Source organism: Nocardioides sp. QY071, from assembly GCF_029961765.1.
Classification (GTDB): domain Bacteria; phylum Actinomycetota; class Actinomycetes; order Propionibacteriales; family Nocardioidaceae; genus Nocardioides.
The window spans coordinates 2,436,654-2,461,369 of the sequence record NZ_CP124681.1; the positions used below are offsets into that span (position 1 = coordinate 2,436,654).

24 protein-coding genes are annotated in these 24,716 nt (G+C 72.5%); 22 read left to right on the forward strand and 2 right to left on the reverse strand.

The features are described 5' to 3' along the window. The first annotated feature begins 24 nt into the window (after window positions 1-24). Genes QI633_RS11670 through QI633_RS11685 form a run of 4 tightly spaced genes read left to right on the forward strand, consistent with a single transcriptional unit; the run spans window position 25 to window position 2,748 of the window. Window positions 25-549, forward strand: coding sequence for a flavin reductase (locus QI633_RS11670; RefSeq protein WP_141799046.1), 525 nt, complete (start codon window positions 25-27; stop codon window positions 547-549). Between the two features lie 14 nt (window positions 550-563). After that, on the forward strand, window positions 564-827 hold the full coding sequence (locus tag QI633_RS11675) for a hypothetical protein (protein WP_141799045.1): 264 nt from the start codon (window positions 564-566) through the stop codon (window positions 825-827). Then, window positions 824-2,086 carry an amidase gene (locus QI633_RS11680; protein ID WP_282429066.1) on the forward strand — a complete coding sequence of 421 codons (1,263 nt, stop codon included), beginning with the start codon at window positions 824-826 and terminating at the stop codon, window positions 2,084-2,086. The genes QI633_RS11675 and QI633_RS11680 overlap by 4 nt, the downstream gene beginning before the upstream one ends. 53 nt (window positions 2,087-2,139) lie before the next feature. Then, window positions 2,140-2,748, forward strand: coding sequence for a response regulator (locus QI633_RS11685; protein ID WP_282429067.1), 609 nt, complete (start codon window positions 2,140-2,142; stop codon window positions 2,746-2,748). 11 nt (window positions 2,749-2,759) lie between these two features. Here QI633_RS11685 and QI633_RS11690 read toward each other — a convergent pair whose 3' ends face one another. Continuing rightward, on the reverse strand, window positions 2,760-3,317 hold the full coding sequence (locus QI633_RS11690; RefSeq protein ID WP_282429068.1) for a nuclear transport factor 2 family protein: 558 nt from the start codon (window positions 3,315-3,317) through the stop codon (window positions 2,760-2,762). Next, window positions 3,314-4,642 (reverse strand): MFS transporter, encoded by a 1,329-nt coding sequence (locus QI633_RS11695; RefSeq protein ID WP_282429069.1) that lies wholly within the window; start codon window positions 4,640-4,642, stop codon window positions 3,314-3,316. Before QI633_RS11695 ends, QI633_RS11690 begins: the two co-directional genes overlap by 4 nt. A gap of 143 nt (window positions 4,643-4,785) precedes the next feature. Between QI633_RS11695 and QI633_RS11700 the strand changes: the two genes are divergently transcribed. The 18 genes from QI633_RS11700 to QI633_RS11785 all read left to right on the forward strand — a co-directional run bounded on the left by QI633_RS11700 (window position 4,786) and on the right by QI633_RS11785 (window position 24,692). Beyond that, on the forward strand, window positions 4,786-6,177 hold the full coding sequence (locus QI633_RS11700) for an NAD(P)/FAD-dependent oxidoreductase (protein WP_282429070.1): 1,392 nt from the start codon (window positions 4,786-4,788) through the stop codon (window positions 6,175-6,177). A 54-nt stretch (window positions 6,178-6,231) separates the two neighbouring features. After that, window positions 6,232-7,401, forward strand: coding sequence for a hypothetical protein (locus QI633_RS11705; protein WP_282429071.1), 1,170 nt, complete (start codon window positions 6,232-6,234; stop codon window positions 7,399-7,401). A 68-nt stretch (window positions 7,402-7,469) separates the two neighbouring features. Next, a complete protein-coding gene (locus QI633_RS11710) occupies window positions 7,470-7,640 on the forward strand; it encodes a CsbD family protein (protein WP_141799038.1) in 171 nt (56 codons plus the stop codon). A gap of 250 nt (window positions 7,641-7,890) precedes the next feature. After that, window positions 7,891-8,457, forward strand: coding sequence for a bifunctional pyr operon transcriptional regulator/uracil phosphoribosyltransferase PyrR (gene pyrR, locus QI633_RS11715; RefSeq protein WP_141799037.1), 567 nt, complete (start codon window positions 7,891-7,893; stop codon window positions 8,455-8,457). Further along, window positions 8,454-9,389, forward strand: a complete 936-nt coding sequence (locus QI633_RS11720) for an aspartate carbamoyltransferase catalytic subunit (protein ID WP_282429072.1) — start codon at window positions 8,454-8,456, stop codon at window positions 9,387-9,389. The genes pyrR and QI633_RS11720 overlap by 4 nt, the downstream gene beginning before the upstream one ends. Beyond that, the gene (locus QI633_RS11725; RefSeq protein ID WP_282429073.1) at window positions 9,386-10,672 is read left to right on the forward strand and encodes a dihydroorotase; all 1,287 of its coding nucleotides are present in this window, start codon (window positions 9,386-9,388) and stop codon (window positions 10,670-10,672) included. Before QI633_RS11720 ends, QI633_RS11725 begins: the two co-directional genes overlap by 4 nt. Further along, window positions 10,669-11,790: a glutamine-hydrolyzing carbamoyl-phosphate synthase small subunit gene (gene carA, locus QI633_RS11730; protein WP_282429074.1), complete on the forward strand. Its 1,122-nt coding sequence runs from the start codon at window positions 10,669-10,671 to the stop codon at window positions 11,788-11,790. The genes QI633_RS11725 and carA overlap by 4 nt, the downstream gene beginning before the upstream one ends. Then, entirely contained in the window at window positions 11,790-15,089 is a 3,300-nt protein-coding gene (carB, locus tag QI633_RS11735; protein WP_282429075.1) for a carbamoyl-phosphate synthase large subunit, read from the forward strand. Before carA ends, carB begins: the two co-directional genes overlap by 1 nt. Further along, a complete protein-coding gene (locus QI633_RS11740; protein ID WP_282429076.1) occupies window positions 15,086-16,111 on the forward strand; it encodes a quinone-dependent dihydroorotate dehydrogenase in 1,026 nt (341 codons plus the stop codon). The genes carB and QI633_RS11740 overlap by 4 nt, the downstream gene beginning before the upstream one ends. A gap of 13 nt (window positions 16,112-16,124) precedes the next feature. Next, complete coding sequence (locus tag QI633_RS11745; RefSeq protein WP_282429077.1) at window positions 16,125-17,282, forward strand: alpha-hydroxy-acid oxidizing protein; 1,158 nt, start codon at window positions 16,125-16,127, stop codon at window positions 17,280-17,282. Continuing rightward, entirely contained in the window at window positions 17,279-18,100 is an 822-nt protein-coding gene (pyrF, locus tag QI633_RS11750; protein ID WP_282429078.1) for an orotidine-5'-phosphate decarboxylase, read from the forward strand. The genes QI633_RS11745 and pyrF overlap by 4 nt, the downstream gene beginning before the upstream one ends. Before the next feature lie 2 nt (window positions 18,101-18,102). Beyond that, complete coding sequence (locus tag QI633_RS11755) at window positions 18,103-18,564, forward strand: hypothetical protein (protein ID WP_141799029.1); 462 nt, start codon at window positions 18,103-18,105, stop codon at window positions 18,562-18,564. A 102-nt stretch (window positions 18,565-18,666) separates the two neighbouring features. Further along, on the forward strand, window positions 18,667-18,987 hold the full coding sequence (mihF, locus tag QI633_RS11760) for an integration host factor, actinobacterial type (RefSeq protein WP_141799028.1): 321 nt from the start codon (window positions 18,667-18,669) through the stop codon (window positions 18,985-18,987). A 7-nt stretch (window positions 18,988-18,994) separates the two neighbouring features. Further along, on the forward strand, window positions 18,995-19,552 hold the full coding sequence (gmk, locus tag QI633_RS11765; protein WP_141799027.1) for a guanylate kinase: 558 nt from the start codon (window positions 18,995-18,997) through the stop codon (window positions 19,550-19,552). Between the two features lie 53 nt (window positions 19,553-19,605). Beyond that, on the forward strand, window positions 19,606-19,935 hold the full coding sequence (gene rpoZ / locus QI633_RS11770; RefSeq protein ID WP_141799026.1) for a DNA-directed RNA polymerase subunit omega: 330 nt from the start codon (window positions 19,606-19,608) through the stop codon (window positions 19,933-19,935). A gap of 13 nt (window positions 19,936-19,948) precedes the next feature. After that, window positions 19,949-21,184 (forward strand): bifunctional phosphopantothenoylcysteine decarboxylase/phosphopantothenate--cysteine ligase CoaBC, encoded by a 1,236-nt coding sequence (coaBC, locus tag QI633_RS11775; protein ID WP_141799025.1) that lies wholly within the window; start codon window positions 19,949-19,951, stop codon window positions 21,182-21,184. A gap of 79 nt (window positions 21,185-21,263) precedes the next feature. Next, window positions 21,264-22,463 (forward strand): methionine adenosyltransferase, encoded by a 1,200-nt coding sequence (gene metK / locus QI633_RS11780; RefSeq protein WP_141799024.1) that lies wholly within the window; start codon window positions 21,264-21,266, stop codon window positions 22,461-22,463. 183 nt (window positions 22,464-22,646) lie between these two features. Then, window positions 22,647-24,692, forward strand: a complete 2,046-nt coding sequence (locus QI633_RS11785; protein ID WP_282429079.1) for a primosomal protein N' — start codon at window positions 22,647-22,649, stop codon at window positions 24,690-24,692. Window positions 24,693-24,716: the final 24 nt, after the last annotated feature.

Genomic DNA, 24,716 nt, shown 5'->3' on the forward strand with positions numbered 1-24,716 from the left:
GGTGCCGCGCCTAGCGTCGAGGCCATGTCCGAGGAGCTCACCACCACCCAGCGTGACTTCCGCGCCGCGATGGCGAACCTGTCGGCCGCGGTCAACGTCGTCACGACCGACGGCGTCAGCGGCCGGGCCGGCATCACCGTCAGCGCGGTGTGCTCGGTCACCGACACCCCGCCGACGCTGCTGGTCTGCGTCAACCAGGCCAGCTACACCCACGACATCTTCCGCACCAACCGCCGGGTCGCGATCAACGTCCTCGGTCGCCGGCACGAGGAGCTCGCCCTGCACTTCGCTGGCGCGACCCGGTTGCCGATGGAGGAGCGGTTCGCGCTGCCGGTGTGGGACCACGACCGCCACGGCGTACCCGTGCTCGACGACGCCGCCGCGGTGCTCGTCGGCCAGGTCGGCGCGGAGTTCACCCAGGGCACCCACACGGTGCTGTTCGTCGAGGTCGACCACGTCAGCGTCCGCGACGAGGCCGGCGCCCTGCTCTACTTCCAGCGCGGCTTCCACCAGATCGCGCCCGCGGACCGGGTCGCGGCGAGCGCTTGAGGCGGCTGAGCGGGATGACCGAGCGCACGACCCTGATGTGTTACAACGACACCCACGGCTACGGCTGGCGGCACGTGGACCTGTTCGTCCACGACAGTGAGGGCCGCGAGCTCAACTGGGTGCACTGGCAGGTCCCCGCCGACGGCCCGGAGGCCGCCGACGACGTCACCTCCCGGGTCGAGCCCTCCCTGCGTCGTACGTCGGACTGGCGGCACGCCGTCAGCGCCGGCGGGATGGACTACTGGGAGGCCGACGCCGTGTGGGAGGACGAGGCATGACCTCGGCCCCGTGGTCCCTGCGCACCTTGGTCGAGGACCTGCGGACCGGGCGGACCACGCCCGCGGACGTGCACACCCGGTTCCGCGAGCGGGTGGCCGCCACGGATCCCGCGCTGCGTGCCTGGGTCGAGCTCGCGCCGCCACCCCCGGACGCCGGGGCGGCCGGCCCGCTCGGTGGTGTGCCGCTCGGCGTCAAGGACATCATCGACGTCGCCGGGCTGCCGACCCGGTGCGGCGCCGCCGTGCGTGCCGACGCGGGCCCGGCCCCGGCCGACGCCGCGATCGTGACGGCGTGGCGGTCCGCCGGCGCCGTACCCGCGGGCAAGACGGTCACCACGGAGTTCGCGTTCTTCGCCCCCGGCCCCACCGCCAACCCCGCGGCCCCCGGACACACGCCGGGCGGCTCGTCGAGCGGCTCGGCCGCCGCCGTCGCCGCCGGTCAGGTCCCGCTGGCGCTCGGCTCCCAGACCGCGGGCTCGGTCACCCGGCCCGCCTCCTACTGCGGCGTCGCCTCGCTCGTGATGAGCCACGGGCGGTACCCGGTGACCGGCGTCACCGGACTCAGCCCGAGCCTCGACAGCCACGGCGTGCTCGCCGCGTCGGCGTCCGACCTCGCCCTGGCCTGGGCGGCGCTGACCGGGACCCACGATGCCGGGGCCGCCCTCGGTCGCGCGCCGCGGGTCCTGGTGTGGACCGGGGCGGCACTGGGCGTCGTCGAGGACGCCATGTCGGCCGCGCTCGAGGCGGCCGTCGACCGGCTGCGTGCGGCCGGTGCCAGGGTCGACCCGTTCCCCGAGGAGCGGCTCGTCGCCGAGCTCACCTGCGCCCACCCCGTCGTGATGGCCTTCGAGGCTGCCCGCGAGCGCGCGGCCGAGCTCGCCCGCGCCGACGAGCTCAGCGAGCCCCTCGCGGCGCTGCTGCGGACCGGTGCGGCCACGTCCCACGCGGACTACCGGGCCGCGTGCGAGGTCGTGGACGCGGGGGAGCGGTCGCTCGCGGCCCACCTGTCGTCGTACGACGTCGTGCTCGGCCCCGCGGCACCCGGTCCGGCGCCTCGCGGCCTCGCCGCGACAGGAGACCCCGTCCTCAGCCGGGCCTGGCAGGCGCTGGGCCTGCCCACCGCAGCGGTCCCCGGCCTCGTCGACGAGGCGGGCCTGCCGCTCGGCGTCCAGCTCGTCGGCCGCCGCCGCGGGGAGACCGAACTGCTCGGCCACGCCACGTGGCTCGAACGACACCTGACCGGAGCGCTTCGGTCCTAGAGTGAGGGTGGTGCCCGATGAACCCGTCCGCCTCCGCAACCCCGCGTGAACCCGTGACCCCTGTGGTCCACATCGTCGACGACGACGAGGACCTCCGGCAGTCGCTGGTGTTCTTGTTCGAGAGCGTCGGGATCACCGCGTACACCTACCCCGACGCGCCGACCTTCCTCGACGAGATGGACCCCGACGAACCGAGCGTGGTGATCGTCGACGTGCGCATGCCCGGCCTGAGCGGCTTCCAGCTGCAGGAGCAGCTGGTGGCCCGCGAGTACCCCGCGCCGGTCATCTTCTGCTCGGCCCACGGCGACATCCCGATGTCCGTGCGCGCCTTGCGCCACGGTGCCGTCGACTTCCTCGAGAAGCCCTACGAGCCGCAGAAGATGCTCGAGGTCGTCCAGGAGCACCTCGAGGTCGCCGCCCAGCGCTTCGCCGACGACCACTGCCGTCGGTCCGTCTCCGCGCGCCTCGACGCCCTCACGCCGCGTGAGCGCGAGGTGCTTCGGCTCGTCATCGCGGGCCTGCCGAGCCAGCACATCGCGCGCGAGCTCGGCACCAGCGTCAAGACCGTCGACGTGCACCGGGCGCGGATCAAGGCCAAGACCGACGCGGAGAGCCTCGGCACGCTGGTGCGCGACGTGCTGCAGTACCGGGTCACGGTCTGAGCCCCGCTGTCTCAGGCCCTCGGATCCATCAGCACCGAGGCGGTCGGGTACGCCGAGGCGAACCCGACCGGCAGCGGTGCGACGAACACGTTCTCGGTGCGCGTGCGAGTGATCAGCCAGCGACCGTCGTCGCGCCGGAACGCGTTGTTGAGCCGGCTCGAGCGGAGCAGGGCGGTGCCGTCGGCGTAGAGCCACGGCTGCATGTGGATCCACTGGCCCTCGGCCCGGTCCCCGTCGACGTGGATCTGCTCCGAGGTCAGGTAGTGGGCGTTCAGCACCAGCGCCGGAGTGCGGTCGGGCGACCAGAAGCGCTCGAAGTGCTCGCGTACGGCGGCCTTGCCGACGGCGCGGCCGAACTGGCCGTCGTACTGCTCGCCGACGCCCTCCCAGACGGCGTCGGCGGCGTAGAGGTCCATGACGAGGTCGATGCGGTGGGCGTCGTCGGACACGCCCGCCTCCGGGCAGGGCGTGTCGCACAGGAACATGTAGCGGGCCTGGAGACGGCGGATCTCCGCCTCCGCCTCCAGGACCGCCACCCGGCGCCGCAGCGCCTCGAGGTCGTCGCTCATCGGCCGGTTCCGGTCCGTGCCGGCGCGGTCTCAGGGAGCAGCAGCAGGCACACCACGGTGACGGCCATGCCGGCGGCGAGGTAATAGCCGACCGACGACGCGTGCCCGGTCCACTCGATCAGCCGGTTGGCGATCGAGGGGGACAGGCCACCCCCGAGGACCGCGCCGACCTGGTAGGCCAGGCCGGCGCCGGACTGGCGCTGCTCGGCGGTGAACAGCTCGGTGAGGAAGGTGATCAGCGGGCCGAACAGGAAGCCGGTGAGGAGGAACCCGCCCGCGGTCGCCACGGCCCACATGGCCAGCGAGCCGTGTTGGGCGAGCGGGAAGAGGATGAGCACGTAGCCGAGCACGGCGACGGCGGCCGTGAGCATCACCGGCTTGCGGCCCAGGCGGTCGGAGAGGCGGGCGCCGGCGACGACGGTGACGGCGTGCACCGCGAGACCGGGCAGGGTGCACCAGAGCACGGACTTGATCTCGAGGCCGAGGCCCTTGGGGGCGGGCGAGGCGGCGTACGACAGCATGAACCCGGCCAGCACGAACATCACCGCGTTCAGGCCCATGTTGGCGCCGGCGGCGAGCAGGAGGCGGCGCCAGTTGTCGCGCAGCACGTTCCACACCGGGATCCGGGCGATCTGCTGCGCGGACCGCTCCGAGGCGAGCTCCTGGAAGACGGGCGACTCCTCGAGCGAGCGCCGGGCCCAGATGCCGAGCAGGAGCACGGCGGCACCGACCAGGAACGGGATCCGCCAGCCCCAGCTCTGCACGGTGGCAGCGGGCAGGTAGAACACGAGGACGAACGAGAGGTTCGCCAGCAGCGCGCCCAATGGTGAGCCGAGCGCCACGAACGCGCCGTACGCCGCGCGCTGGGAGACGGGTGCGTGCTCTACCGCCAGCACCGAGGCACCGCCCAGCTCGCCGCCTCGCGAGAAGCCGTGCACCATCCGCAGCGCGATCAGCAGCACCGGTGCGGCGACGCCGATCGAGGCGTACGACGGCAGCAGGCCCATCAGGACCGTTGCGCCGCCCATCAGGTAGAAGGTGATCAGCATGGCGCGCCGCCGCCCGTGGCGGTCGCCCACCCAGCCCATCACGATCGCGCCGAGCGGCGCGACGACGTACCCGAGGGTGTAGGTCGCGAGGCTCATGAACGACGCGAACCACGGGTCGGTGTCGCCGGAGAAGAACACGGCGGGGAACACCAGCGCCGACGCGACGGTGTAGATCGAGAAGTCGAAGAACTCCAGCGACGTCCCGGCACCGGCGCCGATGGCCAGCCTCCGGGTCTGGGCGGGGCTGATGCGAGGGGGTGCCGTCGTGACGGTCATGCGGTCTCCCTGGGGTGTGGTGCGGACCACAGCACCGTAGGAATCGCGCCACCTGCCCGACCATTGGAGGATCCCGCGCCCCGGTTGAGGGATTCCCCTACGTGACGCTGGCATCGTCACCACCGGCGTGCGAGTCTGGCGCCATGCCGGACACCCCCGAAGCCGCCCTGGAAGCCGATGTCGTCGTGATCGGGCTCGGGCCCGGCGGTGAGCACCTCGCCGCGTCGCTCGCCCGGGCCGGGCTCTCCGTCGTCGGGGTCGACCGCCGCCTGGTCGGCGGCGAGTGCCCGTACTTCGGGTGCATCCCCTCCAAGATGATGATCCGCGCCGCCGACGCGCTCGCCGAGGGCCGGCGGGTGCCGGCGTTGGCGGGGGAGTCCGAGGTCCGGCCCGACTGGACGGCCGTCGCCGACCGGATCCGCGACGAGGCCACCGACGACTGGGACGACAAGGTCGCCGTCGAGCGCCTGGAGAAGGCTGGGGCGCGGTTCCTGCGCGGCACCGGTCGGCTCGACGGGCCGGGCCGCGTGGTCGTCACGACAGCCGACGGCGAGGTCACGGTCGCTGCGAGCCGCGGCGTCGTGCTCAACACCGGGACGGAGCCGGCCGTGCCGCCGATCCTGGGGCTCGCCGGGACGCCGTACTGGACCAACCGCGACATCGTGCGGGTCCGGGACCTGCCGGCGAGCCTGGCCGTCCTCGGCGGCGGAGCCATCGGCTGCGAGCTCGCGCAGGCCTTCGCGCGCTTCGGCGTCGAGGTCACCGTGATCGAGGCGCTGGACCGGATCCTCGGTCCGGAGGAGCCGGAGGCCAGCGCCGTCGTGCACAAGGCCTTCGAAGCCGAGGGCATCACGGTGCGCACCGGCGTCGGCGTCACGGCGGTCTCCCACGAGGGCGCGTTCAGCATCGGCCTCGCCGACGGCACGTCGGTCGGCGCCGACGCGTTGCTGGTGGCGGCGGGGCGTCGTACCAACCTCGGCGACATCGGCCTCGACACCGTCGGTCTGGATCCCGCGGCGCGCACCCTCGCGGTGACCAAGAAGATGCGGGTCAAGGGCGCCAAGCGGCTGTGGGCGATCGGCGACATCACCGGCAAGGGCGCCTTCACGCACATGTCGATGTACCAGGCGAACGTCGCGATCCGGGACCTCACCGGCGAGGACGGACCGTGGGCCGACTACCGCGCCGTCTCCCGCGCGACCTTCACCGACCCCGAGGTCGGTTCGGTCGGGATGACCGAGGACCAGGCCCGGCGTGCGGGGATCCGGGTCGGCGTCGGTACGGCGGCGCTGCCGGAGTCGAGCCGCGGCTGGCTGCACAAGGTCGGCAACGACGGGGTCGTCAAGGTCGTGGTGGACCTCGACCGCGACGTCCTCGTCGGGGCCACCGCGGTCGGACCGTCCGGCGGGGAGATCATCGGGATGCTGGTGACGGCCGTCCACGCCGAGGTCCCGCTCGCGACCCTGCGCGGGATGCACTTCGCGTACCCGACTTTCCACAGGGCGATCGAGACCGCGCTCTCCGCCGTGTCGTGACGGCGGCGCCGAGGGTAGGTTGGCGGACGACCGCTGCCTATCTCGGAGGTACTCGTGAGTCACTCGTCGACCGATCCCTTGACCGCCCACCTGTCCGACCCGCTCAACGACCCGATCGGTGCACCGGCCGGTGAGCCGGTGACGCCTCCGCCCGCCGACGAGCACACCGCCATGCGCGGGATGCTGGCACCGCTCGGCCCGCCGCCGGTGGGCCCGCCGCCGATGAGCCCGCCCCCGAGCGTGGCCCTGCCGCCGGCCGCGCCCGCTCCGGCCGTCGAGCCGCGCCGGTTCATGAGCGCCACCGACTTCCTCGACCGCCGCGACAGCGACTCGACGTCGGGGCCCGCGACGTGGGGCTGGCGCGGTCGGGTACGCCGCTGGAGCGGTGGGCTGATCAAGCCGTCGATGGGTGCCGCCGAGCGGTCCTACGAGGCCGACCGCGCGGCGATCCAGAAGGACTTCGACGGACCGCGGACCATCGCGTTCGTCAACCCGAAGGGCGGTGCGGCGAAGACCACCGGCGTGCTGGCCGCGGGCTACACCTTCGGCACCGTCCGCGGTGGCGGCGTGATCGCGTGGGACAACAACGAGACACGAGGAACGCTGGGCATCCGCGGCACCCGCAGCGCCCACCGCAACACCACCCGCGAGCTGCTCGAGGACCTCGGCCGGTTCTCCGACGTCTACCAGTCCCGGATCGGCGACCTCGGCGCCTTCGTCCGCTCCCAGGGCGACGCCCACTTCGACGTGCTCGCCTCCGACGAGCGTCCCGACGTCACCGGCGTCATCCACGCCGACGACTTCGCTGCCGTCCACGCCCTGCTCGAGCGCTTCTACCGGATCCTCCTCGTCGACACGGGCAACAACCTCAGAGCCGAGAACTGGCTCGCCGCCGCCGGTGCCGCCGACCTCCTCGTCGTGACCAGCACGGTCCGCGAGGACACCGGCTACAGCGGCCTGTGGATGCTCGACGCGCTGCAGGACGCCGGCCACGAGAACCTCAAGTACAAGACGATCACGGTCCTCTCCGACCCCAGCCCCAAGGTCGACGAGGCGCTCGCGCGCGACCTGGTGCAGGTCTACGAGCAGCGCACCCGCGGCGTCTACCGGGTGCCGTACGACCCGGCGCTGGTCTCCGGCTCGGTCGTCCCCTACGCGCAGCTGTCCGCCGAGACGCGGCGGTCCTGGCTGCGGGCGTGCGCGGCGATGGCGACAGCACTCTGACCCGGATCGACGGCTCGATGCCGGGTACCTCCCGCAGGTCAGCAGACCGACGACGAGAGGAGCCCTCGATGGGTCTCGACGACAAGCTGAGCAACAAGACCGAGGAGATGTCCGGCAAGGCCAAGGAGGCGGTGGGCAAGGCCACCGACGACGAGGACCTCGAGAACGAGGGCAAGGTCGACAAGGCCAAGGGCAACCTCAAGCAGGCCGGCGAGAAGGTGAAGGACGCCTTCAAGTAGGGCCCGGCGAGCGTGTGGGGAGGGACCCGGTGTCAGCCGGGTCCCTCCGTCGCGTCGTGGTCAGACCAGTCTTCGATTGGGCACAGACCGCACGTCGCGGCCCCGGAATGTTGCGGTTTGGGACCAAACCGCAATGTCTGCCACGCGGATCCCGGTTGGCCGGGAGCGGCTCCCAGCCGGTAGGGTGGCCCGCAGTTCGACATCCTTTAACGAGCCGTCCAGTGAGGCGGAGAAGGAGGGCCGTTCAGCCTTGCCTGCACAGCAGACCCCCGGGGCACCCGATGGCACCGTCAGCGGTCGCGTCGTCCTCGACGCCGGCGACATCAGCCGGGCGTTGATCCGCATCTCCCACGAGATCCTCGAGCGCAACAAGGGCGCCGAGGATCTTCTTCTTCTCGGGCTCCACACCCGCGGCGTGCCGCTGGCCCGGCGCCTGGCCGACAACATCGCCCAGGTCGAGGGTACGACGGTCGCCACCGGCGAGCTCGACGTCACGATGTACCGCGACGACCTGCGGTCGAACCCGACCCGCGCGCCGCACCGCACCCAGGTGCCGGCCGGCGGGATCGACGGCAAGACCGTCGTCCTGGTCGACGACGTCCTCTACTCCGGGCGCACGATCCGCGCCGCGCTCGACGCGCTCTCGGACCTGGGCCGCCCGGCCGTCGTACGACTGGCGGTGCTGGTCGACCGGGGTCACCGCGAGCTCCCGATCCGTGCCGACCACGTCGGCAAGAACCTGCCGACCGCCCGCAGCGAGCGCGTCAGCCTGCGGCTGGTCGAGACCGACGGCGAGGACGAGGTGCGCATCTCGTGAACAAGCATCTGCTGAGCATCGACGACGTGAGCGCCGACGACATCCGGGAGATCTTCACGACCGCCGCGGAGATGCACGACGTGCAGCGCCGCCAGGTCAAGAAGCTCCCGGCGCTGCGCGGGCGCACCGTCATCAACCTGTTCTTCGAGGACTCCACCCGGACCCGGTCGAGCTTCGAGATCGCCGGCAAGTGGCTCTCCGCCGACGTGATCAACCTGTCCGCGAAGGGCAGCAGCGCGAGCAAGGGCGAGTCGCTGCGCGACACCGTGCTCACGGTCACCGCGATGGGCATCGACGGGCTGGTGGTCCGCCACGGCGCCAGCGGCGCGGCCGAGCAGATCAGCCGCTGGATCGACGTACCGGTCATCAACGCCGGCGACGGCACCCACGAGCACCCCACCCAGGCCCTGCTCGACGGCTACACGCTGACCCGCAAGCTCGGCACGCTGGAGGGCAAGCACGTCGCGATCGTCGGTGACCTGACCCACAGCCGGGTGTTCCGCAGCAACGTCAAGAGCCTCACCAAGCTCGGCGCCACCGTCACGGCCGTCGCGCCGCCGACGCTGATGCCCGCCGGTGTGGGGGACTGGTCCAAGGCGGCGGGCTTCGCGACGGCGTACGACCTCGACGAGGTGCTACCCCAACCCGACGCCGTGATGATGCTGCGCGTCCAGCGCGAGCGGATGAGCGGTGGCTTCTTCCCGACCGCACGCGAGTACACCGTCGGCTACGGCCTGACCCGTGACCGGCTGGCCGTGCTGAAGCCCGGGACGCCGATCCTGCACCCGGGCCCGATGAACCGCGGCTTGGAGATCTCCGCGGACGCCGCCGACGCCCTCGACTCGGTCGTCCTCGACCAGGTGTCCGCGGGTGTCGCGGTCCGCATGTCCGTGCTCTACCACCTGCTCGCCGGTGAGGAGACCAGCGCATGAGCATCCTGATCAAGGGCGCCACCCTGCCCGACGGTACGACGACCGACGTCCTCGTCGAGGACGGCACCGTCGCCGAGCTCGGCTCGGTGAAGACCAAGGCGGACCGGACGACCGACGCCGACGGCCTGCGGCTGCTGCCCGGCCTGGTCGACCTGCACACCCACCTGCGCGAGCCCGGCCGCGAGGACGCCGAGACGGTGCTCACCGGCTCGCGCGCCGCCGCTGTCGGCGGCTACACCGCGGTCCTGGCGATGGCCAACACCAACCCCGTCACCGACACCGCCGAGGCGGCCGAGCGCGTCTACGACCTCGGCCGGCAGGCCGGGCTGGTCGACGTCCAGCCGGTCGGCGCGGTCACCAAGGCCCTGGCGGGCGAGGAGCTCGCCGAGCTCGGCCTGATGGCCCGCAGCCGCGCCAAGGTGCGGGTCTTCTCCGACGACGGCAGGTGCGTCCACGACCCGCGTGTTATGCGCCGGGCGCTGGAGTACGTCAAGGCGTTCGGCGGCGTGGTCAGCCAGCACAGCCAGGACCCGAGCCTCGCCGGGCCGACCGCCTGCTGCCACGAGGGCGAGCTCTCCGGCCGCCTCGGCCTGCCGGGCTGGCCTGGCGTCGCCGAGGAGGTCATCGTCGCGCGCGACGTGATGCTGGCCCGCCACACCGGCAGCCGGGTCCACGTCGCGCACGTCTCGACCGCCGGCAGCGTCGAGGTCATCCGCTGGGCCAAGGCGCAGGGGATCGACGTGACCGCCGAGGTCACGCCCCACCACCTGCTGCTCACCACCGACCTGCTCACCGGCTACGACCCGACGTTCAAGGTCAACCCGCCGCTGCGTCCCGACGAGGACGTGCAGGCGCTGCGCGAGGCCCTGGCCGACGGCACCATCGACGCCGTCGCGACCGACCACGCGCCGCACGCGCGCCACGACAAGGAGCACGCCTTCGTCGACGCGGCGTTCGGCATGCTCGGCCTCGAGACCGCGCTGCCGGTGATCACCACGGTGATGGTCGAGTCCGGCCTGCTCGACTGGGCCGGTGTGGCCCGGGTGATGAGCGCCAACCCGGCCCGGATCGCCGGCCTGGACGACGCCCACGGCCGCCCGATCGCCGTCGGCGAGCCCGCCAACCTCACCCTGGTCGACCCGGCCGCGAAGGTGGTCGTCGACCGAGCCGCCAGCGTCTCGCTGAGCCGCAACAACCCCTGGCACGACCGCAAGCTGACCGGCCGCGTCCTCGCGACGCTGCTGCGCGGCACCCCCACCGTCCTGGAAGGAGCGCTCGCATGAGCACCCCCGCACTGCTCGTCCTCGAGGACGGCCGCACGTTCCACGGCGAGGCCTACGGCGCCGAGGGCGAGACCTTCGGCGAGGCCGTCTTCAACACCGGCATGACCGGCTACCAGGAGACGCTGACCGACCCGTCGTACCACCGTCAGGTCGTCGTGATGACGGCTCCCCACATCGGCAACACCGGCGTCAACGACGAGGACCCGGAGTCGAAGCGGATCTGGGTCGCCGGGTACGTCGTCCGCGAGCCCGCGCGCATCCCCAGCAACTGGCGCTCGCGCCGCAGCCTCGACGACGAGCTCAGGGAGCAGGGCGTCGTCGGCATCTCCGGCATCGACACCCGCGCGCTCACCCGCCACCTGCGCGAGCGCGGCGCGATGCGGGTCGGCATCTCCACCGTCGAGACCGACCCCGAGAAGCTGCTCGCCAAGGTCAAGGACGCCGCCGAGATGTCGGGCGCCAACCTGTCCGAGGCGGTCTCCACCGGCGAGGCGTACGTCGTGCCCGCGCAGGGGGAGAGGCGGTTCACCGTGGCCGCCCTCGACCTCGGCATCAAGGACATGACGCCGCAGCGGATGAGCGAGCGCGGCATCGAGGTCCACGTCCTGCCCGCCACCGCGACGATCGACGACGTCCTGGCCGTGAAGCCCGACGGACTCTTCTTCTCCAACGGCCCCGGCGACCCGGCAGCCACGACCGGCCAGGTCGAGCTGCTCCAGCAGTCGCTGGAGCGCGGCCTGCCGTACTTCGGCATCTGCTTCGGCAACCAGCTCTTCGGCCGCGCGCTCGGCTTCGGCACCTACAAGCTGAAGTACGGCCACCGCGGCATCAACCAGCCGGTGATGGACCTGACCACCCGCAAGGTCGAGGTCACCGCCCACAACCACGGGTTCGCGGTCGACGCCCCGGTCGGCGAGCCCACCGAGACGCCGTACGGCACCGCCACGGTCAGCCACGTGTGCCTCAACGACGACGTCGTGGAGGGACTCGAGCTCCGCGACGGTGGCGGCAGGCTCAAGGCGTTCTCCGTCCAGTACCACCCCGAGGCCGCCGCCGGCCCGCACGACGCGGCGTACCTCTTCGACCGCTTCACCACGCTCCTGGAGGAGAACGCCTGATGCCGAAGCGCGAAGACATCAAGTCCGTCCTGGTCATCGGCTCCGGGCCGATCGTCATCGGCCAGGCCTGCGAGTTCGACTACTCCGGCACCCAGGCGTGCCGGGTGCTCAAGGAGGAGGGCCTGCGGGTCATCCTGATCAACTCCAACCCGGCCACGATCATGACCGACCCGGAGTTCGCCGACGCGACGTACGTCGAGCCGATCACCCCCGAGTTCGTCGAGAAGGTGATCGCCAAGGAGCGCCCCGACGCGATCCTGCCGACCCTCGGCGGCCAGACCGCGCTGAACGCCGCGATCGCGGCCCACGAGAGCGGCGTGCTGGAGAAGTACGGCGTCGAGATGATCGGCGCCAGCTTCGAGGCGATCCACCGCGGCGAGAACCGTGAGCTGTTCAACGCGATCGTGCACAAGGTGGGCGGCGAGGTCGCGCGCTCCTTCGTGTGCCACTCGATGGACGAGGTCGAGAAGGCCGCCGCCGACCTGGGCTTCCCGATCGTGGTCCGCCCGTCCTTCACCATGGGCGGCCTCGGCTCCGGCATCGCCTACGACGAGGCCGACATGCACCGCATCGCCGGCGCCGGCCTCTCCGCGTCGCCGACCACCGAGGTCCTCATCGAGGAGTCGATCATCGGGTGGAAGGAGTACGAGCTGGAGGTGATGCGCGACAAGGCCGACAACGTCGTGATCATCTGCTCGATCGAGAACTTCGACCCGATGGGCGTGCACACCGGCGACTCGATCACGGTCGCGCCGGCGATGACGCTGACCGACCGCGAGTACCAGCACCTGCGCGACCTCGCGATCGGCATCATCCGCGAGGTCGGCGTCGACACGGGCGGCTGCAACATCCAGTACGCCGTCAACCCGGCCGACGGCCGGGTCATCGTGATCGAGATGAACCCCCGCGTGTCGCGCTCGTCCGCGCTGGCGTCGAAGGCCACCGGCTTCCCGATCGCCAAGATCGCCGCGAAGGTCGCCGTCGGCTACACCCTCGACGAGATTCCCAACGACATCACCGAGGAGACCCCGGCCTCCTTCGAGCCGACCCTCGACTACGTCGTGGTGAAGGTGCCGCGGTTCGCGTTCGAGAAGTTCCCGACCGCCGACCCGACGCTGACCACCCACATGAAGTCGGTCGGCGAGGCGATGGCCATCGGGCGCAGCTTCACCGAGGCGCTCAACAAGGCGCTGCGCTCGCTGGAGAACAAGCACGCGCCGTTCGACTGGGCCTCGCCCGTCGGCGACAAGGCCGCGCTGCTCGAGACGATCAAGGTCCCGCACGACGGCCGCCTGCAGGAGGTGATGCAGGCGATCCGCGCCGGCGCCACCCAGGCCGAGATCCACGACGCCACGAAGATCGACCCGTGGTTCGTCGACCAGGTCTTCCTGATCGACGAGGTCGCCCAGCAGGTCGCCGCCACCGAGACTCTCGACGCCGGCGCGCTGCGACTGGCCAAGCGCCACGGCCTCTCCGACGCCCAGATCGCGGCCATCCGCGGCCTGCAGGAGTCCGAGGTCCGCATCGCCCGGCAGACGCTCGGTGTCCGCCCGGTCTTCAAGACCGTCGACACCTGCGCCGCCGAGTTCGCCGCGGCCACGCCGTACTACTACTCGTCCTACGACGAGGAGACCGAGGTCCAGCCGCGCGCCGAGGGCAAGCAGGCCGTGATCATCCTCGGCTCGGGCCCGAACCGGATCGGCCAGGGCATCGAGTTCGACTACTCGTGCGTCCACGCCAGTCTCGCGCTGGCCGAGGCCGGCTACGAGACGATCATGGTCAACTGCAACCCCGAGACAGTCTCGACCGACTACGACACCTCGGACCGGCTCTACTTCGAGCCGCTCACGATGGAGGACGTGCTCGAGATCTACGAGGCCGAGAAGGCCGCCGGACCGATCGCGGGCGTGATCGCGACCCTCGGAGGCCAGACGCCGCTCGGCCTCGCGCAGGGTCTGCAGGACGCCGGGGTCCCGATCGTCGGCACCAGCCCCGAGGCGATCGACCTCGCTGAGGAGCGCGGTGCGTTCGGCCGGGTGCTCGCCGACGCAGGCCTGGTCGCGCCCAAGCACGGCACCGCGGTGTCGTACGACGACGCGCGGGCCATCGCCCACTCGATCGGGTACCCGGTGCTCGTGCGGCCGTCGTACGTCCTCGGCGGGCGTGGCATGCAGATCGTCTACAGCGACCAGGCGCTCGAGGCCTACATCAACGCCGCGACCGAGATCAGCCCGGACCGGCCGGTGCTGGTCGACCGGTTCATCGACGACGCGGTCGAGATCGACGTCGACGCGCTGTACGACGGCACCGACCTGTTCCTCGGCGGCGTGATGGAGCACATCGAGGAGGCCGGCATCCACTCCGGCGACTCGTCGTGCGCGCTGCCGCCGATCACTCTCGGCAACGCCGAGATCGCCCGGATCCGCGAGGCCACGACGGCCATCGCGAAGGGTGTCGGCGTGCGTGGCCTGATCAACATCCAGTTCGCGCTGGGCGCCGACGTGCTCTACGTCATCGAGGCCAACCCGCGCGCGTCGCGCACCGTGCCGTTCGTCTCCAAGGCGACCGGGACCCAGCTCGCCAAGGCCGCGGCCCGGCTGATGCTGGGGGAGTCGATCGCCGAGCTGCGTGCCTCCGGGGTGCTCCCGGCCGAGGGCGACGGCGGCACCCTGCCCGCCGACTCGCCGATCGCGGTCAAGGAGGCGGTGCTGCCGTTCAACCGGTTCCGCACCAAGGAGGGCCAGTTCGTCGACACCGTGCTCGGCCCGGAGATGAAGTCGACCGGCGAGGTGATGGGCTTCGACGCCGACTTCGGCACGGCGTTCAGCAAGTCGCAGGCCGCGGCGTACGGCCCGCTGCCGACGTCCGGCAAGGTGTTCATCTCCATCGCCGACCGCGACAAGCGCACGATGATCTTCCCGACCCGGGTGCTCGTCGACTACGGCTTCGAGATCCTCGCGACCCAGGGCACCGCCGAGGTGCTGCGCCGCAACGGCATCCAGGCCACCGTGGTGCGCAAGCACTTCGAGGGCAAGGGCCCCGACGGCGAGCCGACCGTCGTCGACATGATCCTGGCCGGCGACATCGACCTGATCGTCAACACTCCGCACGGCTCGACCACGTCGTCGGGTGGTGGTGGCGACTCGCGCATCGACGGCTACGAGATCCGCTCGTCGGCCGTCCTCACCGGCACGCCGTGCATCACCACCGTGCAGGGCCTCGCGGCCGCCGTGCAGGGCATCGCGGCGGTGCGGGCCGGGTCGGTCGGCGTGCGCTCGCTGCAGGAGTGGAACGCGTGAGTCTCTACGACAGGCTGTTCGAGCACGTCCTGGTCAGGATGGACGCCGAGAAGGCGCACCACCTGACCTACGACGCCCTGCGGGCCGGCGGACCGGTGCTCACCCGGGCGCCGATCCCCGGCGTCGCGCCGGTGCGCGCGATGGGCTTGACCTTCCCCAACCGGCTCGGCCTCGCGCCCGGCTTCGACAAGAACGCCCAGGTCTACGACCGGATGGGAGCCTTCGGGTTCGGGCACGTCGAGATCGGCACGGTCACCGCGCTGGCACAGCCGGGCAACCCGAAGCCGCGGCTGTTCCGGCTGCCCGAGGACCGGGCGATCGTCAACCGGATGGGCTTCAACAACGACGGCGCCACCGCCGTGGCGGCCCGGCTGGCGAAGCGGCGGCGCAAGCCCGGCGGCCTCGTGCTCGGCGTCAACATCGGCAAGTCCAAGGTCGTCCCCGACGACGACCAGGCCGCCGTCGAGGCCGACTACGAGACCTCGACCCGGCTGCTCGCGCCGCACGCCGACTACCTCGTGGTCAACGTGAGCTCGCCCAACACGCCGGGCCTGCGCAACCTGCAGGCGGTCGAGAAGCTCGCGCCGCTGTTGGCCCACGTACGCCGTACCGCCGACGAGGTGACGTCCGCGCCACTGCCGCTGCTGGTCAAGATCGCGCCGGACCTGTCCGACGAGGACGTGCTCGCCGTCGCCGACATGGCGCTCGACCTCGGCCTCGCCGGGATCATCGCGACCAACACGACGATCTCCCGCGAGGGCCTGCGCACGCCGTCGGCCAAGGTCGCCGAGATCGGTGCGGGTGGCCTCTCCGGTGCGCCGCTCACCGAACGATCGACCGAGGTGCTGCGGCTGCTGCGTGGCCGGGTCGGGCCCGACCTGACCCTGATCGGCGTCGGCGGGATCAGCACCCCGGAGCAGGCCCGGGAACGGGTGGCTGCGGGGGCGGACCTCGTGCAGGCCTACAGCGCCCTCATCTACGGTGGCCCGAGCTGGCCCCGCAGGATCCTCGAGGGCCTGTGAGAGAGGACGTGCGATGAGCTTCGGGGACTACCAGATCGAGTTGTACCTCGGTGCTCTCGGCGGGGTGCTCCCCGCGCACCCGTTCGACTACGCCGAGCTCGAGCGCGACGCCCTCGCCGCGCTGCCGCCCGAGCTGCGCACCTACGTCGCCGGCGGAGCCGGCGACGAGACGACCCAGCGTGCCAACGTGGCGGCCTTCGAGCGGTACGCCGTGGTGCCGCGGATGCTGCGGGCGCCGGCCGAGCGGGACCTGTCGGTCGAGCTGTTCGGCCGCACGCTCGCGAGCCCGCTGCTGCTCGCGCCCGTCGGCGTCGTCGGGATCTGCACGCCCGACCAGCACGGTGACGTGCACGCCGCCGAGGTGGCGGCGGCGACCGGCGTACCCCTCATCGGCTCCACACTGATGAGCGACCCGCTCGAGGACGTCGCGGCCGCGGCGGGCGAGGCCGGCAAGTGGTTCCAGCTCTACACGCCCAAGAACCGCGAGCTCGCGGCCAGCCTGGTGCAGCGCGCCGAGAAGGCCGGCTACGAGGCGATCGTGATCACCCTCGACACGTGGGTGCCCGGGTGGCGGCCGCGTGACCTCGCCAGCGGCAACTTCCCGCAGCTGCGGGGCAAGGCGCTGGCCAACTACACCTCCGACCCGGTCTTCTGCGAGATGACCGGCCCGGACCCCGACCCCGGCACGGTCGTGATGACCTGGGTCGGCACCTTCGGGCACCCGGTCACCTGGGAGGACCTGCCCTGGCTGCGGTCGCTGACCGACCTGCCGATCGTGCTCAAGGGCATCTGCCACCCCGACGACGCCCGGCGTGCGCTCGACGAGGGCGCCGACGGGATCTACTGCTCCAACCACGGCGGCCGGCAGGCCAACGGCGGGGGAGCGGCGCTCGACTGGCTGCCCGACGTCGTCACCGCCGTCGACGGCCGCGCGCCGGTCGTCTTCGACTCCGGGATCCGCACCGGCGCCGACGTGGTCAAGGCGCTCGCTCTCGGCGCCGACGCGGTCGCGATCGGCCGGCCCTACGTCTACGGCCTCGCGCTGGGCGGCGTACCCGGTGCCGTCCACCAGGTCCGGGCCCTGCAGGCCGAGGCCGACCTGATTATGGCCGTCGACGGCTATCCGTCGCTGGCCGACCTGACCCCTGATGCCCTGAGGAGGCTCTCGTGACGTTCGGTGCCCGCCTGCACGCCGCGGTCGCGGACCGCGGTCCGTTCTGCGTCGGGATCGACCCGCACGCCGCGCTCCTGCACGCCTGGGGGTACGACGACGTCGCCGGGCTCGAGCGGTTCGCGCTCGGCGCGGTCGAGGCGGTCGCGCCCCACTGCAGCATCGTCAAGCCACAGTCGGCGTTCTACGAGCGCTTCGGCAGCCGCGGCGTCGCCGTCCTGGAGCGCGTCATCGCCGACTCGCGGGCCGCCGGGGCGCTGGTGCTCCTCGACATCAAGCGCGGCGACATCGGCTCCACGTCGCAGGCCTACGCCGACGCGTACCTCGACCCCGCCTCCCCGCTGGCCTCCGACGCGGTCACCGTGAGCCCGTTCCTCGGCTTCGGCTCGCTGCAGCCGTTCGTCGACACCGCGGTCAAGCACGACGCCGGCCTGTTCGTGCTCGCCGCGACCTCCAACAAGGAGGGCCCCGAAGTGCAGGAGGCCGTCACCGACGGCCGCAGCGTCTCCGGCACGATGCTCGACCACCTGCGCCGGCTCAACGCCGGCGCGACCCCGCTCGGCTCCTTCGGTGCCGTCGTCGGCGCCACCCTCGAGGACGACCGCGGCCTGGACCTGGCCTTCAACGGCCCGATCCTCGCCCCCGGGTACGGCGAGCAGGGCGGCACCACCGCCGACCTGCGCCGGATCTTCGGGGCGAGCGCGGGCCACGTGCTCGCGAGCTCCTCGCGCGGTGTGCTGCGGCTCGGTCCGGACGCGGCGGCCATGCGCGAGGCCGTGCTGCGCACCAACGACGAGCTGCGCGCCCTTCAGGCCTGAGCGTGCGCCGCAACCTGGTGTTCGCGGTCGCCCTGGCCGCCGTGCTCGTCGTGGGCTTCCTGTTGCTGCGCGGCGGCGGCGAGGACGACCCGTTCGCGTCATACTGCGACGCGGTCACCGACCACCGCGAGGACGTCGGCGCCGCGCTCGGCGCCGGTCCGACCACCGGACTGCTGCGTGCGCTGCCCAGCTTCGAGGACCTCGCGGACAAGTCGCCGGAGGACATCCGGGCCGACTGGACGCTCGTCGTCGAGCGGATCACCGCGCTGAAGGACGCGCTCGACGCTGCCGGGGTCGACGCGGCGACGTACAGCTTCGACCAGCCGCCCGCCGACCTCCCGCCGGGCGACAAGAGGGCGATCGACGCGGCCGCGGCGCGTCTCGGTGCGCCCGAGACCGCCACCGCGCTGGCGCACGTCGAGCAGCAGGCACGCGACGTGTGCAAGACGCCGCTGAGCATGTAGGGGTGGCTGACCCCGCATTGCCCGCTGCGTCGGGCAATGGCTAGATTGACCAACGGCGGCTCCGCCCGCTTGCTGCCCCGTTGACCGAAGGACATCTCACCCGTGGCTCTGCCCCCGCTCACCCCCGAACAGCGCCAGGCTGCCCTCGAGAAGGCAGCCGCCGCCCGCCGGGAGCGGGCCGAGGTCAAGAACCGGCTCAAGAACTCCGGAGCCTCCATCCAGGACGTGCTCCAGCAGGGCCAGGTCAACGAGGTCATCGGCAAGATGAAGGTGCTCGACCTGCTGCAGTCCGTGCCCGGCCTCGGCAAGGTGCGCGCCCGCCAGGTCATGGAGCGACTCGGCATCGCCGAGTCGCGCCGGGTGCGCGGGCTCGGCGCCAAGCAGGTCGCCGCGCTCGAGCGCGAGTTCGCCCCCGAGGCATGAGGATCCTGTGACGGCGAAGCTCTTCGTCCTCGCCGGACCCACCGCGGTCGGCAAGGGCACGGTCGCTGCTGCGATGCGCGAGCAGCACCCCGAGATCTACCTGTCCGTCTCGGCCACCACGCGCGCGCCGCGACCCGGCGAGGTCGACGGCGTCCACTACCACTTCGTGTCGGCCGACGAGTTCGACCGGCTCGTCGCCACGGGCCAGATGCTGGAGTGGGCCGTAGTCCACGGCGTCAACCGCTACGGCACCCCGCGCGGTCCCGTCGACGAGGCGCTGGCCGCCGGTCGCCCCGCGCTGCTCGAGATCGACCTCCAGGGCGCCCGTCAGGTGCGGGAGTCCGCACCCGACGCCGTCTTCGTGTTCCTCAAGCCCCCGTCGTGGGAGGAGCTGGTCCGCCGGCTGGTCGGCCGCGGCACCGAGGACGAGGAGGAGCGGGAGCGCCGGCTGGCCACCGCGCGCGAGGAGCTCGCCGCCGAGGCGGAGTTCGACGTGACCATCGTCAACCGTGAAGTTCACGCTGCCGTCGAGGAGTTGGTAGCCTTGATGGTTGGTCCGCGCTGATCGCCCGGCCCGGCTTGTCTTCTGCCCGCCCATCATCTGTGAGGCTTCTCCACGTGTCTGCCCCGAACATCGCCGCCGAGGGTGTCACCAACCCTCCCATCGACGACCTGCTGTCCAAGACCGACAGCAAGTACAAGCTGGTGCTCTACAGCGCCAAGCGCGCGCGGCAGATCAACGCCTACTACTCGCAGCTCGGCGAGGGCCTGCTCGAGTACGTCGGCCCGCTCGTGGAGACCCACGTGCAGGAGAAGCCGCTCTCGATCGCGCTGCGCGAGATCAACGAGGACCTGCTGACCTGCGAGGACATCGACCCCGCCGAGCTCGCCGCCGAGCAGGCTGCCGCCGCGGCCGCCGCCGAGGCGCCGGTCTCCGACGCCGAGTGATCTGACGGTCCCCGTGTCCCGGCCCCGGGTGGTGCTCGGCGTCTCGGGCGGCATCGCCGCCTACAAGGCGTGTGAGCTGCTGCGCCGGTTCACCGAGTCCGGCCACGACGTGACCGTCGTACCGACCGCGGCGGCACTGGAGTTCGTCGGCGCGCCCACCTGGGCCGCGCTGTCGGGCAAGCCGGTGTCCGCCGAGGTCTGGGACGGCGTCCACGAGGTGCCTCACGTCCGGCTCGGGCAGACGGCGGACCTGGTCGTGGTCGCGCCGGCGACGGCCGACCTGCTGGCCAAGGCCGCCCACGGGCTGGCCGACGACCTGCTCACCAACACCCTGCTCACCGCACGGTGCCCGGTCGTGCTCGCCCCGGCGATGCACACCGAGATGTGGGAGCACCCGGCGACCACGGCCAACGTCGCCACCCTGCGCTCACGCGGCCTGCTCGTCATCGAGCCCGCCGAGGGCCGGCTCACCGGCGCCGACACCGGCAAGGGCCGGCTGCCGGAGCCTGCGGAGATCTTCGAGGTCGCCCGGGACGTGCTGGCCCGCTCGCAGGCCGGATCGTCGACCGCTGCGGCGGCCCTCGACCTCGCCGGGCGCCACGTCGTCGTGTCCGCCGGCGGCACCCGCGAGCGTCTCGACCCGGTGCGCTTCCTCGGCAACCGGTCCTCGGGCCGCCAGGGCTACGCCCTGGCTCGCGCCGCCGCCGCGCGCGGCGCCGAGGTCACCCTGGTCGCCGCCAACGTCGACCTGCCCGACCCCGCCGGCGTGAAGGTGGTCCGGGTCGAGTCGACCGCCGAGCTGCGCGACGCCGTCCTCACCGCGACCGCCGGGGCCGACGCGGTCGTGATGGCCGCCGCGCCCGCCGACTTCCGCCCGACCGTGCTGTCGGACGTGAAGATCAAGAAGGCAGACGACGGATCGGCTCCGTCGATCACGCTGCAGCAGAATCCCGACATCCTCAAGGAGATCTCGACCCATCGGGCCCGCCCGGAGGCCGTGATCGTCGGGTTCGCCGCCGAGACCGGCGACGCCACCGGCAGCGTGCTCGACCTGGCCCGCGCCAAGCTGGCCCGCAAGGGCTGCGACCTGCTCGTCGTCAACGACGTGAGCGGGGGAGCGGTCTTCGGGAGCACCGACAACGAAGCGGTGATCCTCGGGTCCGACGGCTCCGCGGTCGACGTACCGCACGGATCGAAGGCGGCGCTCGCCCACCAGATCTGGGACCAGGTCGTCTCGCGACTTTCCTGAGACTCCCCGGCATCACCTCAGCCGGTCCGTATCGTTGGACCACAGCCCATCAGCCCCCCAACCAGGAGTTCCCACCACCATGACCGGACGTCTGTTCACGTCGGAGTCGGTGACCGAGGGTCACCCGGACAAGATCGCCGACCAGATCAGCGACACCGTGCTCGACTACCTGCTCGAGCACGACCCGAAGAGCCGGGTCGCTGTCGAGACGCTGCTGACCACCGGCCTGGTCGTCGTCGCCGGCGAGGTGACCACCGAGGCGTACGCCCCGGTCGCCCAGCTGGTCCGCGAGAAGGTCCTCGAGATCGGCTACGACTCCTCCGACAAGGGCTTCGACGGCAACTCCTGCGGCGTCCAGGTCGCGATCGGCGCGCAGTCGCCCGACATCGCGCAGGGCGTCGACACCGCCGAGGACGTCCGCCTCGGCGGCTCGTCCGACGAGCTCGACCAGCAGGGCGCGGGCGACCAGGGCCTGATGTTCGGCTACGCCTGCGACGACACCCCCGAGCTCTTCCCGCTGCCGATCAAGATCGCGCAGACGCTGGCCGAGAAGCTCACCGAGGTCCGCAAGGACGGCACGCTGGCCTACCTGCGCCCCGACGGCAAGACCCAGGTCACCATCGAGTACGACGAGGACGACCGCGCGGTCCGCGTCGACACCGTCGTGCTGTCGACCCAGCACGCCGAGGACGTCAGCCAGGAGCAGATCGCCGCCGACATCAAGGCGAAGGTCATCGAGCCCGTACTCGAGCAGTTCAAGACCAGCGTCCCGTTCGACGGCTACAAGCTGCACATCAACCCCACCGGCAAGTTCGTCGTCGGTGGCCCGATGGGCGACGCCGGCCTGACCGGTCGCAAGATCATCGTCGACACCTACGGCGGCATGGCCCGCCACGGAGGCGGCGCGTTCTCCGGCAAGGACCCGTCCAAGGTCGACCGCTCGGCCGCCTACGCGATGCGCTGGGTCGCCAAGAACATCGTCGCCGCGGGCCTGGCCCGCCGTGCCGAGGTCCAGGTCGCCTACGCGATCGGTGTCGCCAAGCCCGTCGGCGTCTTCGTGGAGACCTTCGGCACCGGCGTCGTCCCGGACGAGAAGATCCAGGAGGCGGTCCTCGAGGTGTTCGACCTGCGTCCCGCCGCGATCCTGCGCGACCTCGACCTGCGCCGCCCGATCTACGCCAAGACGGCCGCCTACGGCCACTTCGGTCGCGAGCTGCCCGAGTTCACCTGGGAGCGGACCGACCGCGCCGAGGCCCTGAAGGCCGCCGCGGGCATCTGATCGCCGACCCGGCGCGAACTGTCCCGGGATTTCGGTCGACCCGGCAGAAAGTGTCCTCTCGCGAGGACTCCTTCTGCCGGGTCGGCCCGTTTTGCGTGCCACTTTCTGCCGGGTCGGTCCGTTTTGCGAGCCACTTCGTGCCGGGTCGGCGATGGGTCGGGGGCCGCTGGTAGAACTGCCGCCATGACCCCCACTCCCGACGAGCCGGCGCTGGAGCTGCCCGGCCTCGTCCGGGACCGGGCGGCCGAGGGGCGGGCCAAGGCGGCGGCGACGCGAGCGCGGAAGGTCGCCGAGGCCGAGATCGCCTCGGTCGACCCGGTCGCCCAGGTGGTGCTCGACCTGCCGCTGGCCCACCTCGACCGCACCTTCGACTACGCGGTGCCGGCCGCGATGGCCGACGGCGCGGTGGCCGGGACCCGGGTCAAGGTGCGCTTCGGCGGCCAGGACGTCGACGGCTTCGTCGTCGCCCGGGCCGCCGCCTCCGAGCACGACGGCCGGCTGGCGCCGCTGCGGCGCCTGGTCAGCCCCGAGCCGGTGCTCAGCCCCGCGGTGGCGGCGCTGTGCGCGAAGGTCGCGGAGCGGTACGCCGGCGTCAGCGCCGACGTCCGCCGCCTCGCCGTCCCCCCACGGCACGCCACCACCGAGAAGGAGCCGACGGCGCCCTCACCGGCGCTGTCCTACGACGGCGCGGCCGCCGACCGGGCCTGGGCGGCGTACCCGGCGGCGGCTCCCTTCCTCGCCCACCTGCGCGAGGGCCACCCGCCGCGAGCCGTCTGGTCGGCCGGCCCGGGCGAGGACTGGCCGGTGCTGCTCGCGCACCTCGCCGGCGCCGCGCTGGCGGCCGGGCGCGGGAGCATCGTGTGCCTGCCCGACCACCGCGACGTCGCCCGCCTCGACGCCGCCCTCACCACGCTGCTCGGCGAAGGACACCACGTCGCCCTGCACGCCGACCCCGGCCCGGCCGCCCGCTACCGCGAGTTCCTCGCCGTGGCCCGCGGCCGGCGGCGGATCGTGGTCGGCACCCGCTCGGCCGCCTTTGCGCCGGTCCGCGACCTCGGCCTGGTCGTGGTGTGGGACGACGGCGACGACCTGCACGCGGAGCCGCGGGCGCCCTACCCCCACGTACGGGAGGTCCTGCTGCTCCGCGCCGAGCAGGAGCGCACCGCCGCCCTGGTCGGCGGCTTCTCCCGCACGGTCGAGGCCCAGCACCTGCTCCACACCGGCTGGGCGCGCGAGATCGCGCTCCCGCGCGCGACCCTCCGCGAGCGCGCCCTGATCGGCGTCAGCGGCGCCAGCGACGTCGCGCTGGACCGCGACCCCACGGCCGGTGCGGCCCGGGTGCCGAAGGAGGCCCACGACGCGCTGAGGTGGGGGCTGGAGCGCGGCCCGGTGCTGGTGCAGACGCCACGAGCGGGCTACGCGCTGCGGCTGGCCTGCGAGCGCTGTCGCACGCCGGCCCGCTGCAAGGCCTGCTCCGGACCGCTCGAGCTCACCGGCCCCACCACGCCACCTCGCTGTCGCTGGTGCGCCACCGAGGCGCCCGGCTGGTCCTGCCCGGAGTGCGGCGCGACCGGGCTGCGGGCACCGGTCGTGGGCGACGCCCGGACCGCCGACGAGCTCGGCCGCAGCTTCCCCAAGGTCGCCGTGGTGTCCTCGTCGGGTGACAAGATCCGCTCCAGGGTCGGGCCCGAGCCGCGGATCGTGGTCGCGACACCGGGCGCGGAGCCGGTCGCCGAGGGTGGGTACGCCGTCGTGGTGCTGCTCGACACCTGGTGGGCGCTGGGCCGCGACAGCCTGCGCGCGCCGGAGGAGGCCCTGCGGCGCTGGTCCAACGCGGTCGGCCTGGTCGGTCCGGGCGGTCGCGCGCTGGCGGTGGGGGACCCGGCGGTCCCCGCGCTCCAGGCGCTGGTGCGCTGGGACGCCGCCGGATTCGCCGTGCGCGAGGCCGAGGAGCGGCGCGAGGCCCGGCTCCCTCCGGCGGCGCGGATCGCGACGGTCACCGGCCCACCGGGCGCCCTCGACGACCTGCGGGCCCTGCTCGAGCTGCCCGCGGCCGCCGAGGTGCTCGGCCCGGTCCCGACCCGCGACGCCGACGTGGAGCGGCTGGTGCTGCGGGTGCCGCGTGCCGACGGAGTCGCGCTGGCCCGGGCGCTGGGGGAGGCGCAGCGGCTGCGCTCGGCACGCAAGCTGGAGCCGGTGCGGATCCAGGTGGACCCGTGGGAACTCTGAGTCCGGGACGACCGACCACTAGGC